This is a genomic window from Streptomyces sp. NPDC001980 (assembly GCF_040296885.1).
Classification (GTDB): Bacteria; Actinomycetota; Actinomycetes; order Streptomycetales; family Streptomycetaceae; genus Streptomyces.
In genome coordinates this window covers 1-17,470 of the sequence record NZ_JBEOYD010000023.1, presented here as the reverse complement: position 1 = coordinate 17,470, position 17,470 = coordinate 1, and the positions used below count along the sequence as shown (strand labels likewise).

Sequence of the window (17,470 nt, the reverse complement as noted above, 5' to 3'; positions counted from 1 at the left end):
GAAACCTACAACCAGTGTGGCCTACGTCTATCGATACGCCACTGTACCGGTACTCGACCGTATCGGTACAGTGGCGTATCGGTACGCTTCCGTATCGAAGAGTTCGGGCCACCGTCCGGGACTCGCACAGCACCACCGTCAGTGAGGGGGCCTGGGATGAGATCCCAGTCCGAGCCGGCAGCAGCGGAGCCGGGCGCGATAGCCCGGCCGCCGCTCGTCCGTGAGCTCCTGCTCGTCGCAGGGCTCTTCCTCGTCTACAAGTTCGGGCGCCAACTGGCCACCGGCCATACCGCCGAGGCCCTGCACAACGCCCACCGGATCTGGGACCTGGAACGGACGCTGCACCTGCCCTCGGAGGTCGACGTGCAGTCCGCACTGCTGCACGGCGACACCCTCGTACACCTGGCCAACACCTACTACGCCACCGTTCATTTCCCGGCCACGCTGGCCTTCCTGGTCTGGCTCTACCTGAAGCGCCCCGCGCACTACGTCTGGGCCCGCCGGGTCCTCGCCCTGGTGACCGCGGCCGCCCTGGTGCTGCCGTTCACGTTCCCGCTGGCACCGCCCCGGATGCTGGCGGCGACCGGCCTCGTCGACACCGCCCGGGTCTACGGCCCCTCCGTCTACGGCCCGCCCTCCAGCGACCACCTGTCCAACCAGTTCGCGGCGATGCCCTCGCTGCACTTCGGCTGGGCCCTGATGGTCGCGATCGGCCTGATCGTCGCCACCCGCTCCCGATGGCGCTGGCTGTGGCTGCTGCACCCCGCGATCACCCTCCTCGTGATCGTCGGCACCGCGAACCACTACTGGCTGGACGCGATCGTCGCCACCGCGATGCTCGGCGCCGCTCTCGCCCTCATCCACCCCCCGCACCGCACGGCCACCACGGCTGGGCGCGGCACCCGGCACCTCGTCTCCGAGGAGCCCGCACTGGTGGGGGCGGGCCGATGAGCGCCGCGGCCCTGATCGCCGTCGTCCTCTCCCTGGTCTCGGCCGTCGCCTACGCGGCCGCCGCCGTGGCCCAGGAACGCCTCGCCTCGAAGACCGCCGGCGCGGGCCTGCTGCGGCTGCTCGGCTCCGGTGCCTGGTGGGCGGCGGTGGGCCTGAACGCCGGCGCCGCCCTGCTCCACGTCGTCGCACTGAAGTACGGCCCGCTGACCCTCGTACAGCCGCTGGGCGCGCTGACCCTGGTCGCGGCCGTACCGATGGGCGCCCGGGTGGCCGGCCGCCGGGTCACCGCCACCGAGTGGCGGGGCACCGCCCTGACCCTGCTCGGCCTCGGCGCCCTCCTGATCACGGCCTCCGGCCCCGCACCCCACCAGGTCCTGAGCCTCACCGAGGCCCTCGCCGTCGCCGGTACGACGGCCGCCCTGATCGGCTTCCTGTCCCGCCCCGGCACCCGCCCCGGCCTGCGGCACGCGACCGCGTCCGGCTTCGCCTCGGGCGTCGCCTCGGCCCTCACCCAGACGGTGACGGTGGCGGCGACGGACCGCTCGGGCCCGGCCCTGAGCGTCGAGGTGATCGTGGTCGCCCTGCTGGTCGCCGCGTTCGCGGTGGGCGGCCTGCTGCTCTCCCAGACGGCCTACCGCGGCGGCCTGGGCGCCCCGCTGGCCATGGTCACCCTCTCCAACCCACTGGCGGCGGCGGTCATCGGCCTGACCCTGCTGGGCCAGGGCCTCCAGGACGGCGCATGGGGCATCCTGCTCGCCCTGACGGGCGCGGGGCTCGCCTCCTGGGGCGTGGTCCTGCTGACCCGGGTGACCCCCATGCCGGTATCCGAACCGGACGAGGAACACCCGGTGGCAGCGGTCCTGGCCCTGGACCCGACCCTGCTCCCCCGGCAATCGCCGGAGCCGAAAAAACTCACGGCCCTCTAAGCGCCCCGTCAGGGGCGCGGGGCTGTATCGACTGTGCGGCTGCCGCCGCGTGGGCGCGACCAGCCACGACTCGCCCGCAGCCGCCACACAACCGCTCCCCGCACCCCCTCAGGCGGACCTCACACCGTGATGATCGCCGGGTCGCTGACCCCGGACTCCCCGTTCTCCACGTGCCCCGCGAACCGCCGCGCAAAGCTCGCGTCGGCCTCGGACGTGACCGTCAGGTCGTACCACCGCTCGCTGTGGTTGAGGTGCACGATGTGCGTCACGACGGCACCGGCACGCACCGTGAACGTGCGGCCCCGGCCGCCGTACCCGTCGGCCACCGCCAGCTTCACCGTGCCGCTGCCCTTGTTGGTGAAGGTCAGCTCGATGTCGTCGCCGTGCGGCCGGGCGGTGACCTCGGGGCCCGCCACCTTGCCGGGGCCCTGGAAGGTCCGCAGGAAGCCGTTCGGGCCGTGCACGGTCAGGTCGTACGAGCCGCCCGAGTACACCGAGTTCCAGGTGTCGGAGACGGACTTGCCGGCCTCGGTGGTGTAGCTCCAGGGACCGTCGGCGCGGTTGTTGGAGGTGACCAGGAAGGCGGCACCGGCCTGCGCGCCCGACGCGAAGGTGAGCGTGAACTTGCCGGCCGCCGCGTCCAGCGAACCGTCCACCAGCGGGGCGTACTTCAGCGGCCGGGTGGGCCGCGAGCCGCGCTCCTGCTTCGGCAGCGCCGGGTTGGCCGGCGGGGTGGGCACGTAGTCGGGGTGGCGGTTGCCGTCCGGCGGCCGGTAGCCGTCCGTGGACGGCAGCGCGACCGGCTTGGTGTCCTTGCGGGAGAAGTCGAACGCGGCGGTCAGGTCGCCGCTGACGGTGCGCCGCCAGGGCGAGATGTTGGGCTCGTGGACGCCGAAGCGGGCCTCCATGAACCGGATGATCGAGGTGTGGTCGAGCGTCTCGGAGCAGACGTAGCCGCCCTTGCTCCACGGGGAGACGACGAGCATCGGGACGCGCTGGCCGAGGCCGTAGGCGCCGGCGGGCCGGCTCGCGTCGCCCTTGTAGAGGTCCAGGCTCGGGTCGACCGTGGACTTGCCCTGCGCGGCGGAGGACGGCGGGAACGGCGGGATCAGGTGGTCGAAGAAGCCGTCGTTCTCGTCGTACGTGATGAACACGGCCGTCTTCGCCCACACCGCGGGATCGGCGGTGAGCGCGTCGAGGACCTGGGAGACGTACCAGGCGCCGTAGTTCGCGGGCCAGTTGGGGTGCTCGGTGAAGGCCTCGGGGGCGACCACCCAGGAGATCTGCGGCAGCTTGCCGGCCTTGACGTCGGCCTTCAGCTGGTCGAAGAAGCCCTCACCCTTGGTGGCGTCGGTGCCGGTGCGGGCCCTGTCGTACAGCGGGTCGCCGGGCTGGGCGTTCTGGTACTGCTTGAAGTAGAGCAGCGAGTTGTCGCCGTAGTTGCCGCGGTAGGCGTCCTGGATCCAGCCCCAGCCGCCGGCCGCGTCCAGGCCGTCGCCGACGTCCTGGTAGATCTTCCAGGAGACGCCGGCCTTCTCCAGGCGCTCCGGGTAGGTCGTCCAGCTGTAGCCGGCCTCGTCGTTGCCGAGGACCGGGCCGCCGCCCCGGCCGTCGTTGCCCGTGTAACCCGTCCACATGTAGTAGCGGTTCGGGTCGGTGGAGCCCATGAACGAGCAGTGGTAGGCGTCGCAGATGGTGAAGGCGTCGGCGAGGGCGTAGTGGAACGGTATGTCGTCGCGGTTCAGGTACGCCATGGTGGTGGTGCCCTTGGCCGGCACCCACTTGTCGTACTTGCCGGCGTCGACGGCGGTGTGCGTGTCGTTCCAGCCGTGCGGGAGGTCCTGGATGAAGGCGAGGCCCAGGTCGTCGGCGTCCGGGTGGAAGGGCAGGATGTCCTTCGTGCCGTTCGACTGCTTCCACACGGACTTGTTGTTCTGGGTGACCGAGCGGGGGTCGCCGAAGCCGCGGACGCCGTTGAGGGTGCCGAAGTAGTGGTCGAACGACCGGTTCTCCTGCATCAGGACGACGATGTGCTCGACGTCCTCGATCGACCCGGTGCGGTGGTTCGCGGGCAGCGCGGCGGCGCGCTGGATGCTGCTGGACAGCGCGGTGAACGCCGTGGTGGCGCCAGCGAGTTGGAGGAATCGGCGCCGGTTGACTTCGGGCATGGGTGAGCGACCTCTCATCCTGACGCACGGGATGGCCGGAACAGGGCGGATTGTGCGCGGGTGCGAGTGTTCCAAGGGCATCGAACGTCAGGGAAGGGTCTGATGGCGCTGATGTGAAACTCGGCGGTACGTGAGGTAGGTAATCGGTAAGGAGACGGAGCCGACCGCGGCGGAGGGGCGGTGACCACGGCCGGTCGCCCGGCGTCAGCTGATGAACGATCCCGCGGCGCAGGCGCTCTGCGTCACCCACTGGTGGGACAGGATGTTGTCGTTCATGGGGTGGCCGTCGGTGAAGTGGTCGCGGGTGAGGTCGTCCACGTAGAGCTCGCCCGGCTTGAGGCAGCCGTAGCCGCCCGAGTAGTTGGCGTAGTAGTAGAAGGCGACGACGTCCTTGCCGCCGACGTAACCGCTGTTCATCACGGAGGAGGCGGCGTTGCCGGCGCCGGCCTGGAAACCGCCGGAGTTGTCGTTCCAGTTGGCGTCGTTGCCCGCGCTGACGCCGAGCAGGCCGCCGGCGCAGTCCCAGTCCTTCCAGGCCCGCACGTTGCCGTCGCGGCCCGGCCAGGCCGCGTTGCAGCCGGCGGAGGCGTGGGCGGTCGCCGGCACGGCGAAGCCGACGGCCGCGAGGGCCAGCGTGGTGAGGGCGAGGGTCATTTTGCGCATGATGAGTCCCGTTCTGCCTCGTCGGAGGCGGTCGGTGTGGGAGAGGGCCGCGGCGGGCGCCGCGGAGTCATGGGGTCGCGGCAGGTGTCAGGTGCGGGCGGGCACGATCCGCTCGGCGCGCTCCAGCGCCCTGAGGCGCACCTGCCGGTAGGCGTCCAGCCGGGCGCCGTACTCGCCGTCCAGCTGGGCCAGATAGTGGGCCTCGCGGTCCTGGCCCACGGACTTGAGGGAGACCTCGCGGGCGCAGGTGGCGTCGGCGACCGCGATCCGGGTCTCGGCCGCGAAGCTCCGGTCCTCTTCGGCCCGGGTCTGGACCGCGGGGTGCTCCCGGGTGGCCTGCCGGGCCGCGTCCGGGTCCGGGTAGGGGTGGCCGGCCCACTTCATGCAGCCGGACCACGCGTGCACGGCGGCGGTGAACCGCCGGTCGTGCAGCAGCTTGCCGACGTAGAGCGGGCGCAGGTTGCTCGCCGTGGTGTCGAGCCGGAACCAGGTCTGCGGATCGCCGTAGAGCTGCCGCTCCGCCTCGCCGTCGCAGCCGCCGGTCTGCTTGCTGACCTTGCCGCCGCCCGGGACGTCGGTGCGCAGCAGTTCGGCCTGCCGGCCGCCGTCGAGAGCGGTGTCGTACGCGGCCTTCCGGGTGGCGCTGAGGCCCTTGCGGTAGGCGCTGTTGGGGTTGCGCAGCCGGGCGCGGTCCTCCTTCGCCGCGATCCGGCTGCCGTATCCGTAGGTACGGGCCCAGCGCACGTCGTCCTGGACGTAGCCGAGCGGCCTGCTCTCGGCCAGGCTCAGCGGGCGGTCCGTCCAGTAGCGGAACCCGTGGCGGGCCATGCACCGGGCGACCAGACGCTGTTCGGCGTCCGAGACCCGCAGGTCCTCCGCGTAGGTGAGGTCGCGGACCCGGTGCGCGGCGGCGGGGGCCGAGCCGTCGCCGGACGCCCGGGAGCAGCCGGTGAGGGCGAGCGCGGCCACGGCGGCGGCGGCGCTCAGCTGCGCGGTCCTTCGGCGGAAGGCGGTGCGCTTCATCGGGCGACTCCCTGGGCGTACGGCGAACGGCTCGGTGCTTACGGGCCGTTGACGCCGCCGGCAGGGCGTTCGTATGACATGCGGCCGCGAAGAATTTCCGGCGCCACGGATTTCGCGGCGGATCCGGGTACGCGGTCATACGAGGGCCGGAGGCGGGCCGTCTCCCGCACAGGGGCCGCTATGGCCACCCACAGAAACCAGCCAACTGCGGCAGGAGGGAGAACGGCTCCCGCGGCGCCGACGGGCCCCGTTCCCGTTCGGCATACCGGGCCTCGCGGCGGTTCCGTCCGGCAGGTGGGACGGAACGGTTCCGGACACGACGGCCCGGCTGTCGCTCTGCCCGGACGGTGGCCGCCGATATCGTTGTCGCCATTCGCGGGGCGGCGATCGGGGACCGATGTTCGAAGTACGTCTGCTCGGCCCGGTGGAGGTCTGGGAGGGGGGCAGGCGGGCCCCGCTCGGCGGCTCCCGGCCGCTGGCCGTCCTCGCCGCTCTCGTCGTCCATCTGGGCGAGGTGATCTCCACCGAGCGCCTGGTGGACTTCGTCTGGGACGAGGAGGCACCGGCCACCGCGGGCGCCCTGGTCGCCACCCATGTCTCCGCCGTACGCCGGGCCCTGGCCCGGGTCGGCACGGACGAGGTGATCCGCACCCGCCCCCCGGGCTACGTCGCCGAGCTCGCCGCGGACCGGGTCGACGCCCGCCGCTTCGAGGAACTCCTCGCGGCCGGGCGGTCCCTGGGGCGCACGGAGGAGGCCGCCGACGTGCTCGCCGAGGCGCTGGGGCTGTGGCGCGGCCGGGAGGCGCTGGAGGGGCTCGGCCAGTCGTTCGCCCGGATCGAGGCGGCCCGGCTCGGGGAGCTGCGGCTGGTGGCCCAGGAGGAGTCCTTCGGGCTGGACCTGGAACTGGACCGGGCGGACGGCACCATCGCTCCGCTGCTCGCCCATGTGGCCGCGCATCCGCTGCGGGAGCGGCCGCGCGGCCAGCTGATGACCGCGCTGTTCCGCACCGGCCGGGTCTCCGACGCGCTCCGCGTCTACCAGGAGGGCCGGTCGGTGCTCCGCGACGAACTGGGCATCGACCCGGGGCCGGAGCTGCGGGCGGTGCACCAGGCCGTCCTCACCCATGACACCGGCGTGCTGGGGACCGGGCGGGCCACCCGGCCGGTACCGGCTCCCAGAAGCGGGCGGACGCGCCCCGCGCCCTCCCATCTCCCGCCCGACATCGCCGACTTCGTGGGCCGGGCGGAGCAGGTCAAGTGGGCGACGGAGCTGGTGCGGGGCGTCGGCGACACCGGCCGGACCGCGCCGCCGATCGGGGTGATCTCCGGGCGCTCCGGCATCGGCAAGACCGCCCTCGCGGTGCATGTCGGCCACCGCACCGCCGACCTCTTCCCGGACGGCCGTCTCTTCGTGGACCTGCGGGCCGCCGACACCACCCCGCTGGAACCCGCCGACGCGCTGGCCCGGCTGCTGCGGGCGATGGGCGTCGACCCCGACACGCTGCCCTCCGGCGTCGAGGAGCTGACCGGCCTGTACCGCACCCACATCGGGCACCGGCGGACCCTGATCGTCCTGGACAACGCGGCCGGTGAGGCGCACCTGCGGCCCCTGCTCCCGCCGGGCCCCGGTTCGGCGGTGCTGATCACCAGCCGCCGCCGGCTGGTGGCGCTGGAGGGCGCCGCCCATCTGGACCTCGCCGCCCCGGACGAGGCCGAGGCCCTCGACCTGCTCCGCCGGGTGGCCGGTGCCGGACGGAGCTGGGCGGAGCCGGAGCAGGCCGCCGAGATCGTCGCCCTGTGCGGGCGGCTGCCGCTCGCGGTGCGGATCGCCGGTGCCCGCCTCGCCGCCCGCCCGCACTGGGCACCCGGCCGGCTCGTCGGCCGGCTGCGCGACGAGCGCCGCCGGCTCAACGAACTCAGTGCGGGGGACCTGGAGTTGCGCGCCAGCCTGGAGCTCGGCTACTCGGACCTCGATCCGCAGGAGCGCCGGGCCCTGCGCCGCCTCGCCCTGCTGGACCTGCCCGACTTCGCGGCCTGGATCGCCGCTCCCCTGCTCGACATAGGGACGGAGGAGGCCGAGGAGGCCGTCGAGCGGCTGGTGGACTGCCACTTCATCGACGTGGTCGGCGCGGACGGCACCGGCCTCGCCCGCTACCGCATCCACGACCTCGCCCGCGAACACGCCCGCGAGCGCTGCCTCGTCGAGGAGAGCGCCGAGGACCGCGCGGCCGCGGTGGCGCGGCTGGCGGCGAGCTGGCTGGACCTCGCGCGGAAGGCCGCCGCCCGGGGGCCCGGCGGCGCGACCCGCCACTTCCCCGAACCGGCCGCCGTCCGCCCGCTCGGCCCGGAGATCGAGGAGGCGGTCCTCGCCCGGCCCGCGGCCTGGTTCGCCGCCGAGCAGGCCGGACTGCTGGCCGCCGTGACGCACTGCGCCGACCACGGCATGGCCCGCACCGCCCGTGATCTCGCCGGGGCGCTGATCGCGAGTTCGGCCGCGCTGTACAACCAGTTCGACGCCTGGTCCCGCGCGCACACGGCGGCGATGGCTGCGGTGCGGCGCGGCGGTGACGTGGAGGGCGAGGCCTGGCTCCTCGCCGGGCTCGGTCAACTCCGTTACGAGCAGGACCGGTTCGAGGACTCCTACGCCTACTTCGCGGACGCGCTGCGGCTGTTCGGGGAGCGGCTGCCGGACGGGGCGGCCGTGGCCCTCGCCGGGATGGGCACCGCCCGCCGCGAACAGGCCCGCTATGCCGAGGCGTTGGAGCTGCTGGAGGCCGCGCTTGAGCGGTACGGCGACACGGGCGACGCCGGTGCCCGGGCGGGCGTGCTGTACGGCATCGGCTACGTGCACCGCGAGCAGGGGCGCGGCCCGCAGGCCCGGGCGGCGCTGTCCGGGGCCCTCGCGCTGTACCGGGCGTCGGCCGACCTGCACGGCGAGGGGCTCACCCTGCGCTCGCTGGGCCTGTGCGACCGGGCCGAGGGCCGGTACGCCGACGCCGAACGGCTCTTCCTCGACGCGCTGCGGATCTTCACCGGCCTGCAGGACACCTTCGGCGTGATGTACACCGAACAGGCGCTGGCCAAGGTGGAGTTGCGCACCGGCCGGCCGGCGGAGGCGGGGCGGCGGCTGATGCGCTGCCTGGCCGTGGCCCGGGAGCGCCAGGACCGGTTCGGCGAGGCGCTGGCGCTGCGCACGCTCGGGGAGCTGCGGCTGGCGGCCGGTGACACCGAGGCGGCCCGGGAGCCGCTGGAGCGGGCGGCGGAACTCTGGGCGGAGTTGGGGCTGCCGCTGTGGCGGGCCCGCACGGTGTGGGACCTGGCCGGGGTGTGGTCGGCCGACGGCGAGACGGAACGGGCGCGGGCGGCGCGGGCGGAGGCGCTGGAGGTCTTCCGGTCGGTGGGCGGGCGGGAGGCGCGGGAGCGAGCGGGGGACGAGACGCCCTAGCCGAACCCCGGCTGCAGAAGGCCTGGTGACGCGCTTGCAGGGAAGCTGCAGAGCAATTGCAGGGGCCCCGGGCACGCTGTTCTGCGTGACGGACATCATCACGCTCTCCGACTCCCGGGTCGCCGAGGTCACCGAGCAGGAGTGCGGTGAACCGCTGGTCGACCTGCGGGAGACACCCGGCCTGCGGATCGACCTCCGGCAGGCCGACGCCGACGGCAGCTTCGCGCACCTGCGCCTCGGGGCGCTGCGCCGGCTACTCCAGGCGCAGTCGCTGCTGCCCGCCGGGATCCGGTTCCTGGTGGTCGAGGGGTACCGGCCGCCCGACCTGCAGCGCCGCTACTTCGAGCAGTACGCGGCGACCCTGCGCGCGGCCCACCCCGACGCCGGTCCGGACCGGATCCGCGAGCTGGCCAGCGCCTACATCTCCCCGCCGGAGGTGGCCCCGCACGTGAGCGGCGGGGCGGTGGACCTGACCCTGTGCACGGCCGACGGCACCGAGCTGCCGCTGGGCACGGAAGTCAACGCCACCCCGGAGGAGAGCGCGGGCGCCTGCCGTACCGCGGCGCCGAACGTCGGCGCCGAGGCGCGCGCCCACCGCGCGTCGATGAACCGGGCGCTGACCACGGCCGGCTTCGTCAACTACCCCACGGAGTGGTGGCACTGGTCCTACGGCGACCGGTACTGGGCCCTGCTGAGCGGGGCACCGGCCGCCCGCTACGGGCCCGCCGCCGCACCCGTCCGGCCCGCCTGACCGGACATCTTTTTCCTCGCCACCAACGACCATCGGGGGACGACCATGGAAAGCCACGGCGGCACGTGTACGCAGGACCCGCGCGACGAGGTGAACACCGTCGTCGAGTCCATGAGCCCGGGAGAGTTCGACGCCCGCTTCACCGCCGACATGCCCAGACTGCGCAGACGGCTGCTCGCCCTGACCGGCAATCCGCACGACGCCGACGACCTCCTCCAGGAGACGTATCTGCGGCTCTCCCGGCGGGCCCGCGCCCGGAACCTGACGCCCCAGCAGCACCCGTACGCCTACGCCTGCACGGTCGCGCTGAACCTGCTGCGCGACTCCTGGCTGCACCCCTCCCGCCGGGAGCGCACCACCGACCGGCTGCCCGAGGCCGGCTGGGACGGCGGACTCGGCACCTACGAGGCCTCGGCCACCGCCCTCGCGCTGCTGAGCGTGCTCTCGCCGAAGGAGGCGGCCGCGGTGATCCTCGTCGACCTGGAGGGGCTCACCCACGACACGGCCGGGGAACGGCTCGGCGCCCATCGCGGCACCGTCCAGCGCAACCGGATGCGGGCGCTGGCCAAGATGCGCGCCGCGCTGGCCGGCTGAGCTCCGGGTGCCGCGCCCCGACGGGGGTGGGGCGCGGCACCCGGTGGATCCGCCCGACCCCCGCACCCGGCTCCACGTCGACGAAGGATGTACGCCTTGAACCTCATCACGCCTGCCAGGACGCTCGCGGCGGTCGCGGCCCTTGCCATGGCCCCGCTACTGCCCGTCACCGCGCACGCCGCGGCCCAGGACACCTCCTGCGGTGTGCTGGCCTCCGGTGCCTCGGCCACCGCGCAGGCCGCCGTCGCGGCGGCCTGCTCCCAGATCGGCGTCTGGTACAGCTGGGGCGGCGGCCACGGCGCCACGCCCGGGGCCACGTACGGCTACTACGACGGCTCCGACCCGGACAGCCTGCACGACAACGAGCGCATGGGTTTCGACTGTTCGGGCCTGATGCGGTACGCGTACTACCGGGCGACCGGCTCGGACCTGCTCAACGGCACCGCCGACGACCAGTTCCACAGCCGGCAGGCCTCGGCCCGCTTCTCGGCGAGTCAGGGCACGGCCCCGCTGGTCCCCGGTGACCTGATGTTCTGGGGCAGCGGGTACATCCACCACGTCGCCATGTACCTGGGCGCGGGACAGATGGTCGAGGCGTACGAGTCGGGCACTCACATCCGGGTGACCCCGGTCCGCACGGGCGGGGACTACGCGGGCGCGATCCGCATCAACCCGTCCGGCACGCCGGTGCCGCCGCCGGCGAACGGCGGTTCGACGTTCCAGACCTGGGGCACGGGGGTGCACACGCACTCCACGCCGAGCGTGCACGCCTCGGTCGTCGACACCTTCGCCGGTCCCACGCAGATCTCCGTCCAGTGCCAGGAGCACGCGGAGGAGGTGAGCGCCGAGGGCTACACCAACGACATCTGGGCCAAGCTGGCCGACGGCTCCTGGATGACCAACATCTACATCAAGGGCCCGGCCGAGCTGCCCGGCATCCCGGACTGCGGCGGCGACAACCCGCCGCCGCCGAGCGGGGGCAGCACGGCGTTCCAGACCTGGGGCACGGGCGTGCGCACGCACAGCGAGCCGAACGTGAACGCGGGTGTCGTCGACTACTTCCCGCAGCCGACGACGGTCAACGTGGTGTGCCAGGCGCACGCCCAGACGGTCACCGCCGAGGGGTACACCAACGACGCCTGGTCCAAGCTGACCAACGGCGCGTGGATGACGAACATCTACCTCAAGGGCCCGGCCTGGCTGCCGGGGGTCGCGACCTGCTGACCCGAGCCCGACCACGGGGTGCCCGCCGAGGCGGGCACCCCATCCGCATCCAGAGACCTACTCACTTTGTTGCTTATGAAGGGCCGCCCGCTGTTCGAGTCTGCGCAGGGCCAGCTCCCCCCACTGGAGGTTCTCGCGCTCGAAGGACATCCCGCGCAGCAGGGTGAGGTACGGGCCGATGCGCTCCGCCTCGGCGAAGTACGCCTCCTCCGAGCGGCCGGCGAGCAGGCGCTGCCGGAGCCGTTCGTAGCGGGCCAGTTTGGCGGCGGCCCACTCCATGCGCTCGGCGACGGCGGTGCGGACCGCGTCGAGGTCGCCGGCGTCCGCGCACTGCACCTTGACCAGCAGTTCGTCGCGGACCACGGACGGCCGGGCCGGGGGCTCGGCCGTGTACGCGCGGACCGCGTCGCGGCCGGCCCGGGTGAGCGAGAACAGCCTCTTGTTGGGGCGGCGTTCCTGCTCGACGACGCGGGCGGTGACCAGCCCCTCGGCCGCCATGCGCTCCAGTTCGCGGTAGAGCTGCTGGGGCGTCGCCGTCCAGAAGTTGGCGACCGTCGCGTCGAATCCCTTGGCGAGGTCGTACCCGGAGGCCTCGCCCTCCAGGAGGGCGGCCATCACCGCATTCCGCAGAGCCATGAGTGCACGCTAGCATGCACCTAATCAACTTTTTGACTAGGTGAGGTGGACCATGCATTCCGCGCACCCTGTGCACCCCTTCCGCAAGGCCGTCGAGAACGGCGACATGGATGCCGTGGCCGCCCTGCTGGCCGACGACGTCGTCTTCACCAGCCCGGTCGTCTTCAAGCCGTACCCGGGCAAGGCGATCACGGCCGCGATCCTGCGCGCGGTGTCGCAGGTGTTCGAGGACTTCGCCTACGTACGGGAGATCGCGAACCCGGACGGCCGCGACCACGCCTTCGTGTTCACGGCGACGGTCGCCGGCAAGCAGCTCCAGGGCTGCGACTTCCTGCACTTCGACGCGGACGGGAAGATCGACGAGTTCACGGTGATGGTGCGTCCGCTGTCGGCCGCGCAGGCGCTGTCCGAGGCGATGGGCGCCCGGTTCGAGCAGATCGCCCAGGAGGCCGCCGCCGCGCAGTGACCCCGGTGGAGCGCGGCGGGCCCGGCTCCCGCGCCGCCCCGTCGAGGGACCGTGTCGCCCGGCCGGGAGACCGTGTCGCCCGATCGAGCGACTGGCGGCGCCCGGGAGCCGGCCACAAGACTCGTGCCATGACCCCTTCCTCCGACCGGCCGCAGGCGCTCGCCTGGGACACCCCCGCGGCGGCGGCCGCCTACCGCGACCGTGACATGCGGCTGGCCCGGCAGCTGATCTTCCCCGCGGTCCTGGACCGGGTCGGCACTCCCCCGGATCCCGGCGCGACCGTCCTCGACATCGGCTGCGGCACCGGCGCGCTCGCCCTGGAGCTGGCCGAGGGCGGCGGCTGGTCGGTGCAGGGCGTCGACCCCTCGGTGCACATGCTGGACATCGCCCGCGCCGACCGCCCGCACCCGCGCGTCGACTACCGCCGCTTCGACGGCCGTTCGCTGGCCTGGATCCCGGACGGCACCGTCGACGCGGCCGTCTGCTGCCTGGTCTACTGCACCGACCCCGACGACCTGCGGCTGGCCGCGCTGACCGCCGAGATCCACCGGGTGCTCCGGCCCGGCGCCCCCTATGTCCTCGCCGACCTCAACCCGGGCGCGGTGGGAGAGCAGTTCACCACGCTGCGGTACGGCGAGCCCGGCGCGTCCTATGCCGAGGGGGCGCCGGTGCCCACCGAGCTGCGCCGGCTCGACGGCGGCTCGGTCACGACGGTCTGCCACTTCCGCTCCGTGTCCGCCTACACCGCCCTGCTCACCGGGGCCGGTTTCGCCGCACCCGTCACCGTCACCCCGGCCGTGGCCGGGCCCGACCGGGCGGCCGGGCCGGGCCGGGCGCCGTACATGCTGCTCAGTACCGCCCGTCCTGGGGCCGGCCGGTGAGGGCGTCGCGCAGGCCGGCGCGGGAGGAGACGCCGAGTTTCGGGAAGGCGCTGCGCAGGTGCGTGGCGACCGTGCGGGGCGAGAGGTAGAGCTGGGCGGCGATCTGCTTGTTGGTCAGCCCGGTGGCGGCCAGTTGGGCCGTCTTCAGTTCCTGGGGGGTGAGCAGGGCCGCGCGGTGCGCTCCGGACGCCGTACCGGCGACGGCGATGCCGCTGGCCCGCAGTTCGTTCGCGGCCCGCGCGGTCCAGGGGGCGGCGCCCAGGCGTCGGAAGGTGGTGAGGGCGGCGTCGAGATGGACCCGGGCCGCCACGCCTGCCTTGGCCCTGCGGAGCCGTTCGCCGTAGAGCAGGCTGATCCGAGCCCATTCGAAGGGCCAGCGCTGCGCGTCCGGGGTGGCGAGGGCGCGCTCGAACAGGTCGTGGGCGACGACGTCCGGGGTGGCGACGGCCTGGGCGGCGTCGGTCAGCATCGCCAGGCGGGGCGAGATGGCGGGGGTGTGGGTCTCCCGGACCGCGGCCACGTGGGCGGCGGCCTCCGCGTGGCGGCCGGTGCGGGCAGCGGTCTCGGCGAAGTCCAGGAAGAACCAGAGGACATGGGGCTGGTACGGCGGCAGCTCGCCCGGGGTGACGACCGACGCCAGCTGCCGGTAGGCACTCTCGAAGTCGGCGTCGGCGAGCGCGCACATCGCCCTGATGTGGGCCGCGTACACGCCCAGTGTGTCCAGTCGCCGGGGGCTGCCCCAGGACACCAGGCGGTCGGCGACGGTCAGCGCGGTGCGGGTGTCGCCCCGGGCGGCGGCCAGCAGCCCTCGCAGGTACCGGCAGGGCTGCGCCGTGAGCCGGTAGCTGTGCCGGTCGCACCAGCGCAGCCCCTCCTCGGTGAGCCCCGGTATGTCGTCCCACTGTCCGGAGAAATAGGCGTCGATCGCGAGCATGAAGCTCGCCTCGATCGCGGCGGCGACGGCACCTCCGTCGCGGCCGCTGTCGATGACCCGCCGCAGGGCGCTGCGGCAGCCGGGCAGGCGGTCGACGAAGGTGGCCGCGGCCGCCGCACCGATGATCCTTCTGAGGTCGGTCTCGCGGTGCAGGTCCGCGAGGAGGCCGTCGAGCGTGTCCAGCACGGGCAGCGCCGCGTGCACGGGATCGCCGAGGGCGCCGCGGAGCACCGGCAGCAGCGGCTCGTCGGCCGTCGACGGAGTCTCGCGGACCGCGTCGTCGAAGGTCCGCCACAGCTCCGGCCGGCCGCTGTAGAAGCACACCCGGACCAGGGTGAGCACCGCTTCGTGCAGGACGTCGGTGCTGAACCGGTTCTGCGGATTCCTGCCGCCGATCGCGCCGACGAGGAGTTTGTGAGCGGTGTCGGCGTCGCCCTCTCCGTTGACGAGCTGACTGGCCGCGGCGGTCGCGGCGGCCAGGGAGTCGGGGTCCGTGGGGTCGGCGAGCGCGGCGTCGGCCAGCAGGGCGCGTACGTTGCGCAGGTCGCCGGTGATGTTGGCGCCCAGGCAGGCCGCCTCGGTCAGCATCCTGGCCTTGGCCGCCCCGTCGAGGCTCAGTTCGGAGGCGCGCAGCAGGGTGGTGATGGCACCGACGGCGTCACCGCGGCCCAGGGTGCGGTGGGCGACCTCGTACAGGAGGGCGGCCGCCTCGTCGTCCGGCCCGATCGTGGCGTCGGCCAGGTGCCGGGCCCGGTGTTCGGATCCCGCCGGGAACTCCCGGGCCAGGGCCAGGTGCCCGCGCCTGCGTTCGGCGCCCGTCGACAGCTCCAGGACCGCGGACCGGGTCAGCGGATGCCGGAAGACGAGCCGGCCGGTCGTGGCATCCACCCGTACCAGGCCCGACTGTTCGGCGGGGCCGAGGGCGGCCAGGACGTCGCCGTTCCCGGCCCGTTGGAGGATGCCCAGGCGGCCGGAGCCGTCGAGGACGGCGAGCAGCAGCAGGTCGCGCGTCGGTTCCGGCAGGTTGCCGACCCGGTCGCCGTAGATCTTCTGCAGCCGCTCCGACAGGGGCAGCGCGGCCGGCAGCGGTCCGCGTTCCGTCAGCTGTGCCTCGTCGAGGGTGGCCGGCAGCTCCAGCAGGGCCAGCGGGTTGCCGGCGGCCTCGGTGACCAGCCGGCGGCGGACCCTCGGCGTCATGGCCGGGAACCGCTCCGTCACCAGGCGGTTCGCGGACTCCGTGTCCAGCGGCCGGACCTCGTGGGTGGGCAGGCCGGTGCCGCCCAGGTAGGACTCGTCACCGGTCCGGGAGGCGGCCAGCAGGGCCAGCGGGCTGCTGCGGACGTGGCGGGCGAGGTTCGCCAGGACGACCGCGCTGGGGCGGTCGAGCCAGGTCACCTGGTCGACGACCAGCGCGACGGGGCCGGAGGCGGCCGCGGTCCGGGACAGCAGGGTGTGGACGGCGCCGGACACGGCGAGGAGTTCGGCCGGCTGCTCGTCGGACAGGCCGAGGGCCGCGCGGAGCGTGCTCGCCTGGCGGGCGGGCAACGCGGCCATCTCGTCCGCCAGTGGCTGGAGCATCTGGTGCAGGGCCGAGAAGCTGACGCTCTCCTCGAACGCCGAGCCCACGACCCGCACGACCCGGAAGCCCCGCTCGGCCGCCCGCGCCGCCGCGGCGTCCAGCAGGGCGCTCTTGCCGACGCCCGCGTCGCCGGTCAGCATCAGCGCGGCGCCCCGGGTGACGGCGGCGGCGAGGAACCCGTCGAGCAGGGCCAGCTCCGCAGACCGCCCGACGAGGCGGACGCCCGGTCCCGTGCCGGTCCCCGCGTCCAGGTGAACGGCGCCCTCGCCGGCCGGAGGTGCGGGGGACGTCACGGAGCCTCCCGTCGTGGCGGGAGCGCCGTCACGCCCGCGACCGTGGTGTCGGCGATCAGCTCCAGGTAACGGCTGTCCACGGGCTGACGGGTCAGCAGCAGTCTGAAGTGGATCGGCGAGACGAACAGTTCCAGCAGCGTGCGGCCGGGGACGTGGGCGGGGAGTTCGCCCCGGGCCTTGGCGCGTTCCGTCATGACCTCGGCCACGGTGAGGCGGTTCTCCCAGAACTCGTGCCGGATCCGCGCGACATCGGCGTCGTTGTCGTGGGCGGCGAGACTCCGTACGAGTGCCGAACCCAGCGGAGAGGTTCCGTAGCCGACGATCCGCTGTCCCAGGGCGACCAGGTCCCCGCGCAGCGAACCGGTGTCGGGGACCGCGAGCAGTTCGTCGCTGAGCTCGATCATCGAGTCCAGGACGAGCCGTTCACGGGTCTTCCAGCGCCGGTAGATCGAGGTCTCGTGCACTCCGGCGCGCGCGGCCACCTCCGCGATGCTCAACTTGTCCAGGCCTGACTCGGCGAGCAGTTCGACGGTGGCCGCCGTGACGGCGGACCGGACCTTGGCGCTGCGGCCGCCGGGACGCCGGCGCACCGGCTCGGTACTCATGACGGACACCTTAACGCAAGAGTCCTGCGTTTGGTCGGACCGGTTTCCGGCCTCGCCCGGCACCGGCCGCCCACGCCGGACCGCCCCCCTCTCGGACGAGTCCGGCTGCACCAACGGCGCCGAGATCACCGTCGACGGCGGCCACGCGGCCCACGGCGGGGTCAAGGCCATCACCGACGCACCGGACGCACCGTGGTTCCGAGCGGGCGGCACGGCGACGCGGCGCTACGGCTCCCCCACCGGCACCCGCCACACGAGCGTCGTGCCCCCGCCCTCGGGACCTGCGGGGCAGTCCCATTCCAGTCGGCCGCCGAGTTCCGCGGCCCGCTCC

At 73.7% G+C, this 17,470-nt stretch carries 14 protein-coding genes; 8 read left to right on the top strand and 6 right to left on the bottom strand.

What is annotated here, in order from left to right; genetic code table 11:
• The first annotated feature begins 156 nt into the window (after positions 1–156).
• Both ABT137_RS30235 and ABT137_RS30230 read left to right on the top strand, forming a co-directional pair.
• Entirely contained in the window at positions 157–951 is a 795-nt protein-coding gene (locus ABT137_RS30235) for a phosphatase PAP2 family protein (protein ID WP_351714278.1), read from the top strand.
• The gene (locus ABT137_RS30230) at positions 948–1,877 is read left to right on the top strand and encodes a DMT family protein (protein WP_351714277.1); all 930 of its coding nucleotides are present in this window, start codon (positions 948–950) and stop codon (positions 1,875–1,877) included. Before ABT137_RS30235 ends, ABT137_RS30230 begins: the two co-directional genes overlap by 4 nt.
• A 119-nt stretch (positions 1,878–1,996) precedes the next feature.
• On the opposite strand, the gene ABT137_RS30225 is transcribed toward ABT137_RS30230, so the two are convergent.
• From ABT137_RS30225 to ABT137_RS30215, 3 genes are all read right to left on the bottom strand, one after another.
• Positions 1,997–4,045: a phosphocholine-specific phospholipase C gene (locus ABT137_RS30225; protein ID WP_351714276.1), complete on the bottom strand. Its 2,049-nt coding sequence runs from the start codon at positions 4,043–4,045 to the stop codon at positions 1,997–1,999.
• A 204-nt stretch (positions 4,046–4,249) separates the two neighbouring features.
• Complete coding sequence (locus ABT137_RS30220; protein ID WP_351714275.1) at positions 4,250–4,708, bottom strand: hypothetical protein; 459 nt, start codon at positions 4,706–4,708, stop codon at positions 4,250–4,252.
• 87 nt (positions 4,709–4,795) lie between these two features.
• Positions 4,796–5,731 (bottom strand): hypothetical protein, encoded by a 936-nt coding sequence (locus ABT137_RS30215; RefSeq protein ID WP_351714274.1) that lies wholly within the window; start codon positions 5,729–5,731, stop codon positions 4,796–4,798.
• Positions 5,732–6,128: 397 nt separating this feature from the next.
• Between ABT137_RS30215 and ABT137_RS30210 the strand changes: the two genes are divergently transcribed.
• The 4 genes from ABT137_RS30210 (at position 6,129) to ABT137_RS30195 (ending at position 11,745) form a co-directional block, all read left to right on the top strand.
• Positions 6,129–9,176 (top strand): AfsR/SARP family transcriptional regulator, encoded by a 3,048-nt coding sequence (locus tag ABT137_RS30210; RefSeq protein WP_351714273.1) that lies wholly within the window; start codon positions 6,129–6,131, stop codon positions 9,174–9,176.
• Between the two features lie 85 nt (positions 9,177–9,261).
• Positions 9,262–9,927 carry a M15 family metallopeptidase gene (locus ABT137_RS30205; RefSeq protein ID WP_351714272.1) on the top strand — a complete coding sequence of 222 codons (666 nt, stop codon included), beginning with the start codon at positions 9,262–9,264 and terminating at the stop codon, positions 9,925–9,927.
• A 45-nt stretch (positions 9,928–9,972) separates the two neighbouring features.
• Entirely contained in the window at positions 9,973–10,521 is a 549-nt protein-coding gene (locus ABT137_RS30200) for an RNA polymerase sigma factor (protein WP_502984595.1), read from the top strand.
• A gap of 147 nt (positions 10,522–10,668) precedes the next feature.
• Positions 10,669–11,745 carry a C40 family peptidase gene (locus ABT137_RS30195; protein ID WP_351714396.1) on the top strand — a complete coding sequence of 359 codons (1,077 nt, stop codon included), beginning with the start codon at positions 10,669–10,671 and terminating at the stop codon, positions 11,743–11,745.
• Between the two features lie 57 nt (positions 11,746–11,802).
• On the opposite strand, the gene ABT137_RS30190 is transcribed toward ABT137_RS30195, so the two are convergent.
• Positions 11,803–12,381, bottom strand: coding sequence for a PadR family transcriptional regulator (locus tag ABT137_RS30190; protein WP_351714271.1), 579 nt, complete (start codon positions 12,379–12,381; stop codon positions 11,803–11,805).
• Between the two features lie 70 nt (positions 12,382–12,451).
• Between ABT137_RS30190 and ABT137_RS30185 the strand changes: the two genes are divergently transcribed.
• Both ABT137_RS30185 and ABT137_RS30180 read left to right on the top strand, forming a co-directional pair.
• Entirely contained in the window at positions 12,452–12,847 is a 396-nt protein-coding gene (locus tag ABT137_RS30185; RefSeq protein ID WP_351714395.1) for a nuclear transport factor 2 family protein, read from the top strand.
• Positions 12,848–12,975: 128 nt separating this feature from the next.
• Positions 12,976–13,728, top strand: a complete 753-nt coding sequence (locus ABT137_RS30180; RefSeq protein ID WP_351714270.1) for a class I SAM-dependent methyltransferase — start codon at positions 12,976–12,978, stop codon at positions 13,726–13,728.
• Here the strand turns inward: ABT137_RS30180 and ABT137_RS30175 are convergent.
• Both ABT137_RS30175 and ABT137_RS30170 read right to left on the bottom strand, forming a co-directional pair.
• Positions 13,697–16,534, bottom strand: coding sequence for an ATP-binding protein (locus tag ABT137_RS30175; RefSeq protein ID WP_351714269.1), 2,838 nt, complete (start codon positions 16,532–16,534; stop codon positions 13,697–13,699). The genes ABT137_RS30180 and ABT137_RS30175 overlap by 32 nt on opposite strands.
• Complete coding sequence (locus ABT137_RS30170) at positions 16,531–17,139, bottom strand: TetR/AcrR family transcriptional regulator (protein WP_351714267.1); 609 nt, start codon at positions 17,137–17,139, stop codon at positions 16,531–16,533. The genes ABT137_RS30175 and ABT137_RS30170 overlap by 4 nt, the downstream gene beginning before the upstream one ends.
• Between the last annotated feature and the right edge of the window lie 331 nt (positions 17,140–17,470).

Coding starts and splice junctions, on each gene's coding strand:
- ABT137_RS30235 (WP_351714278.1), top strand. CDS start 157: ATGAGATCCCAGTCCGAGCCGGCAGCAGCGGAGCCGGGCGCGATAGCC.
- ABT137_RS30230 (WP_351714277.1), top strand. CDS start 948: ATGAGCGCCGCGGCCCTGATCGCCGTCGTCCTCTCCCTGGTCTCGGCC.
- ABT137_RS30225 (WP_351714276.1), bottom strand. CDS start 4,045: ATGCCCGAAGTCAACCGGCGCCGATTCCTCCAACTCGCTGGCGCCACC.
- ABT137_RS30220 (WP_351714275.1), bottom strand. CDS start 4,708: ATGCGCAAAATGACCCTCGCCCTCACCACGCTGGCCCTCGCGGCCGTC.
- ABT137_RS30215 (WP_351714274.1), bottom strand. CDS start 5,731: ATGAAGCGCACCGCCTTCCGCCGAAGGACCGCGCAGCTGAGCGCCGCC.
- ABT137_RS30210 (WP_351714273.1), top strand. CDS start 6,129: ATGTTCGAAGTACGTCTGCTCGGCCCGGTGGAGGTCTGGGAGGGGGGC.
- ABT137_RS30200 (WP_502984595.1), top strand. CDS start 9,973: ATGGAAAGCCACGGCGGCACGTGTACGCAGGACCCGCGCGACGAGGTG.
- ABT137_RS30195 (WP_351714396.1), top strand. CDS start 10,669: ATGGCCCCGCTACTGCCCGTCACCGCGCACGCCGCGGCCCAGGACACC.
- ABT137_RS30190 (WP_351714271.1), bottom strand. CDS start 12,381: ATGGCTCTGCGGAATGCGGTGATGGCCGCCCTCCTGGAGGGCGAGGCC.
- ABT137_RS30180 (WP_351714270.1), top strand. CDS start 12,976: ATGACCCCTTCCTCCGACCGGCCGCAGGCGCTCGCCTGGGACACCCCC.
- ABT137_RS30170 (WP_351714267.1), bottom strand. CDS start 17,139: ATGAGTACCGAGCCGGTGCGCCGGCGTCCCGGCGGCCGCAGCGCCAAG.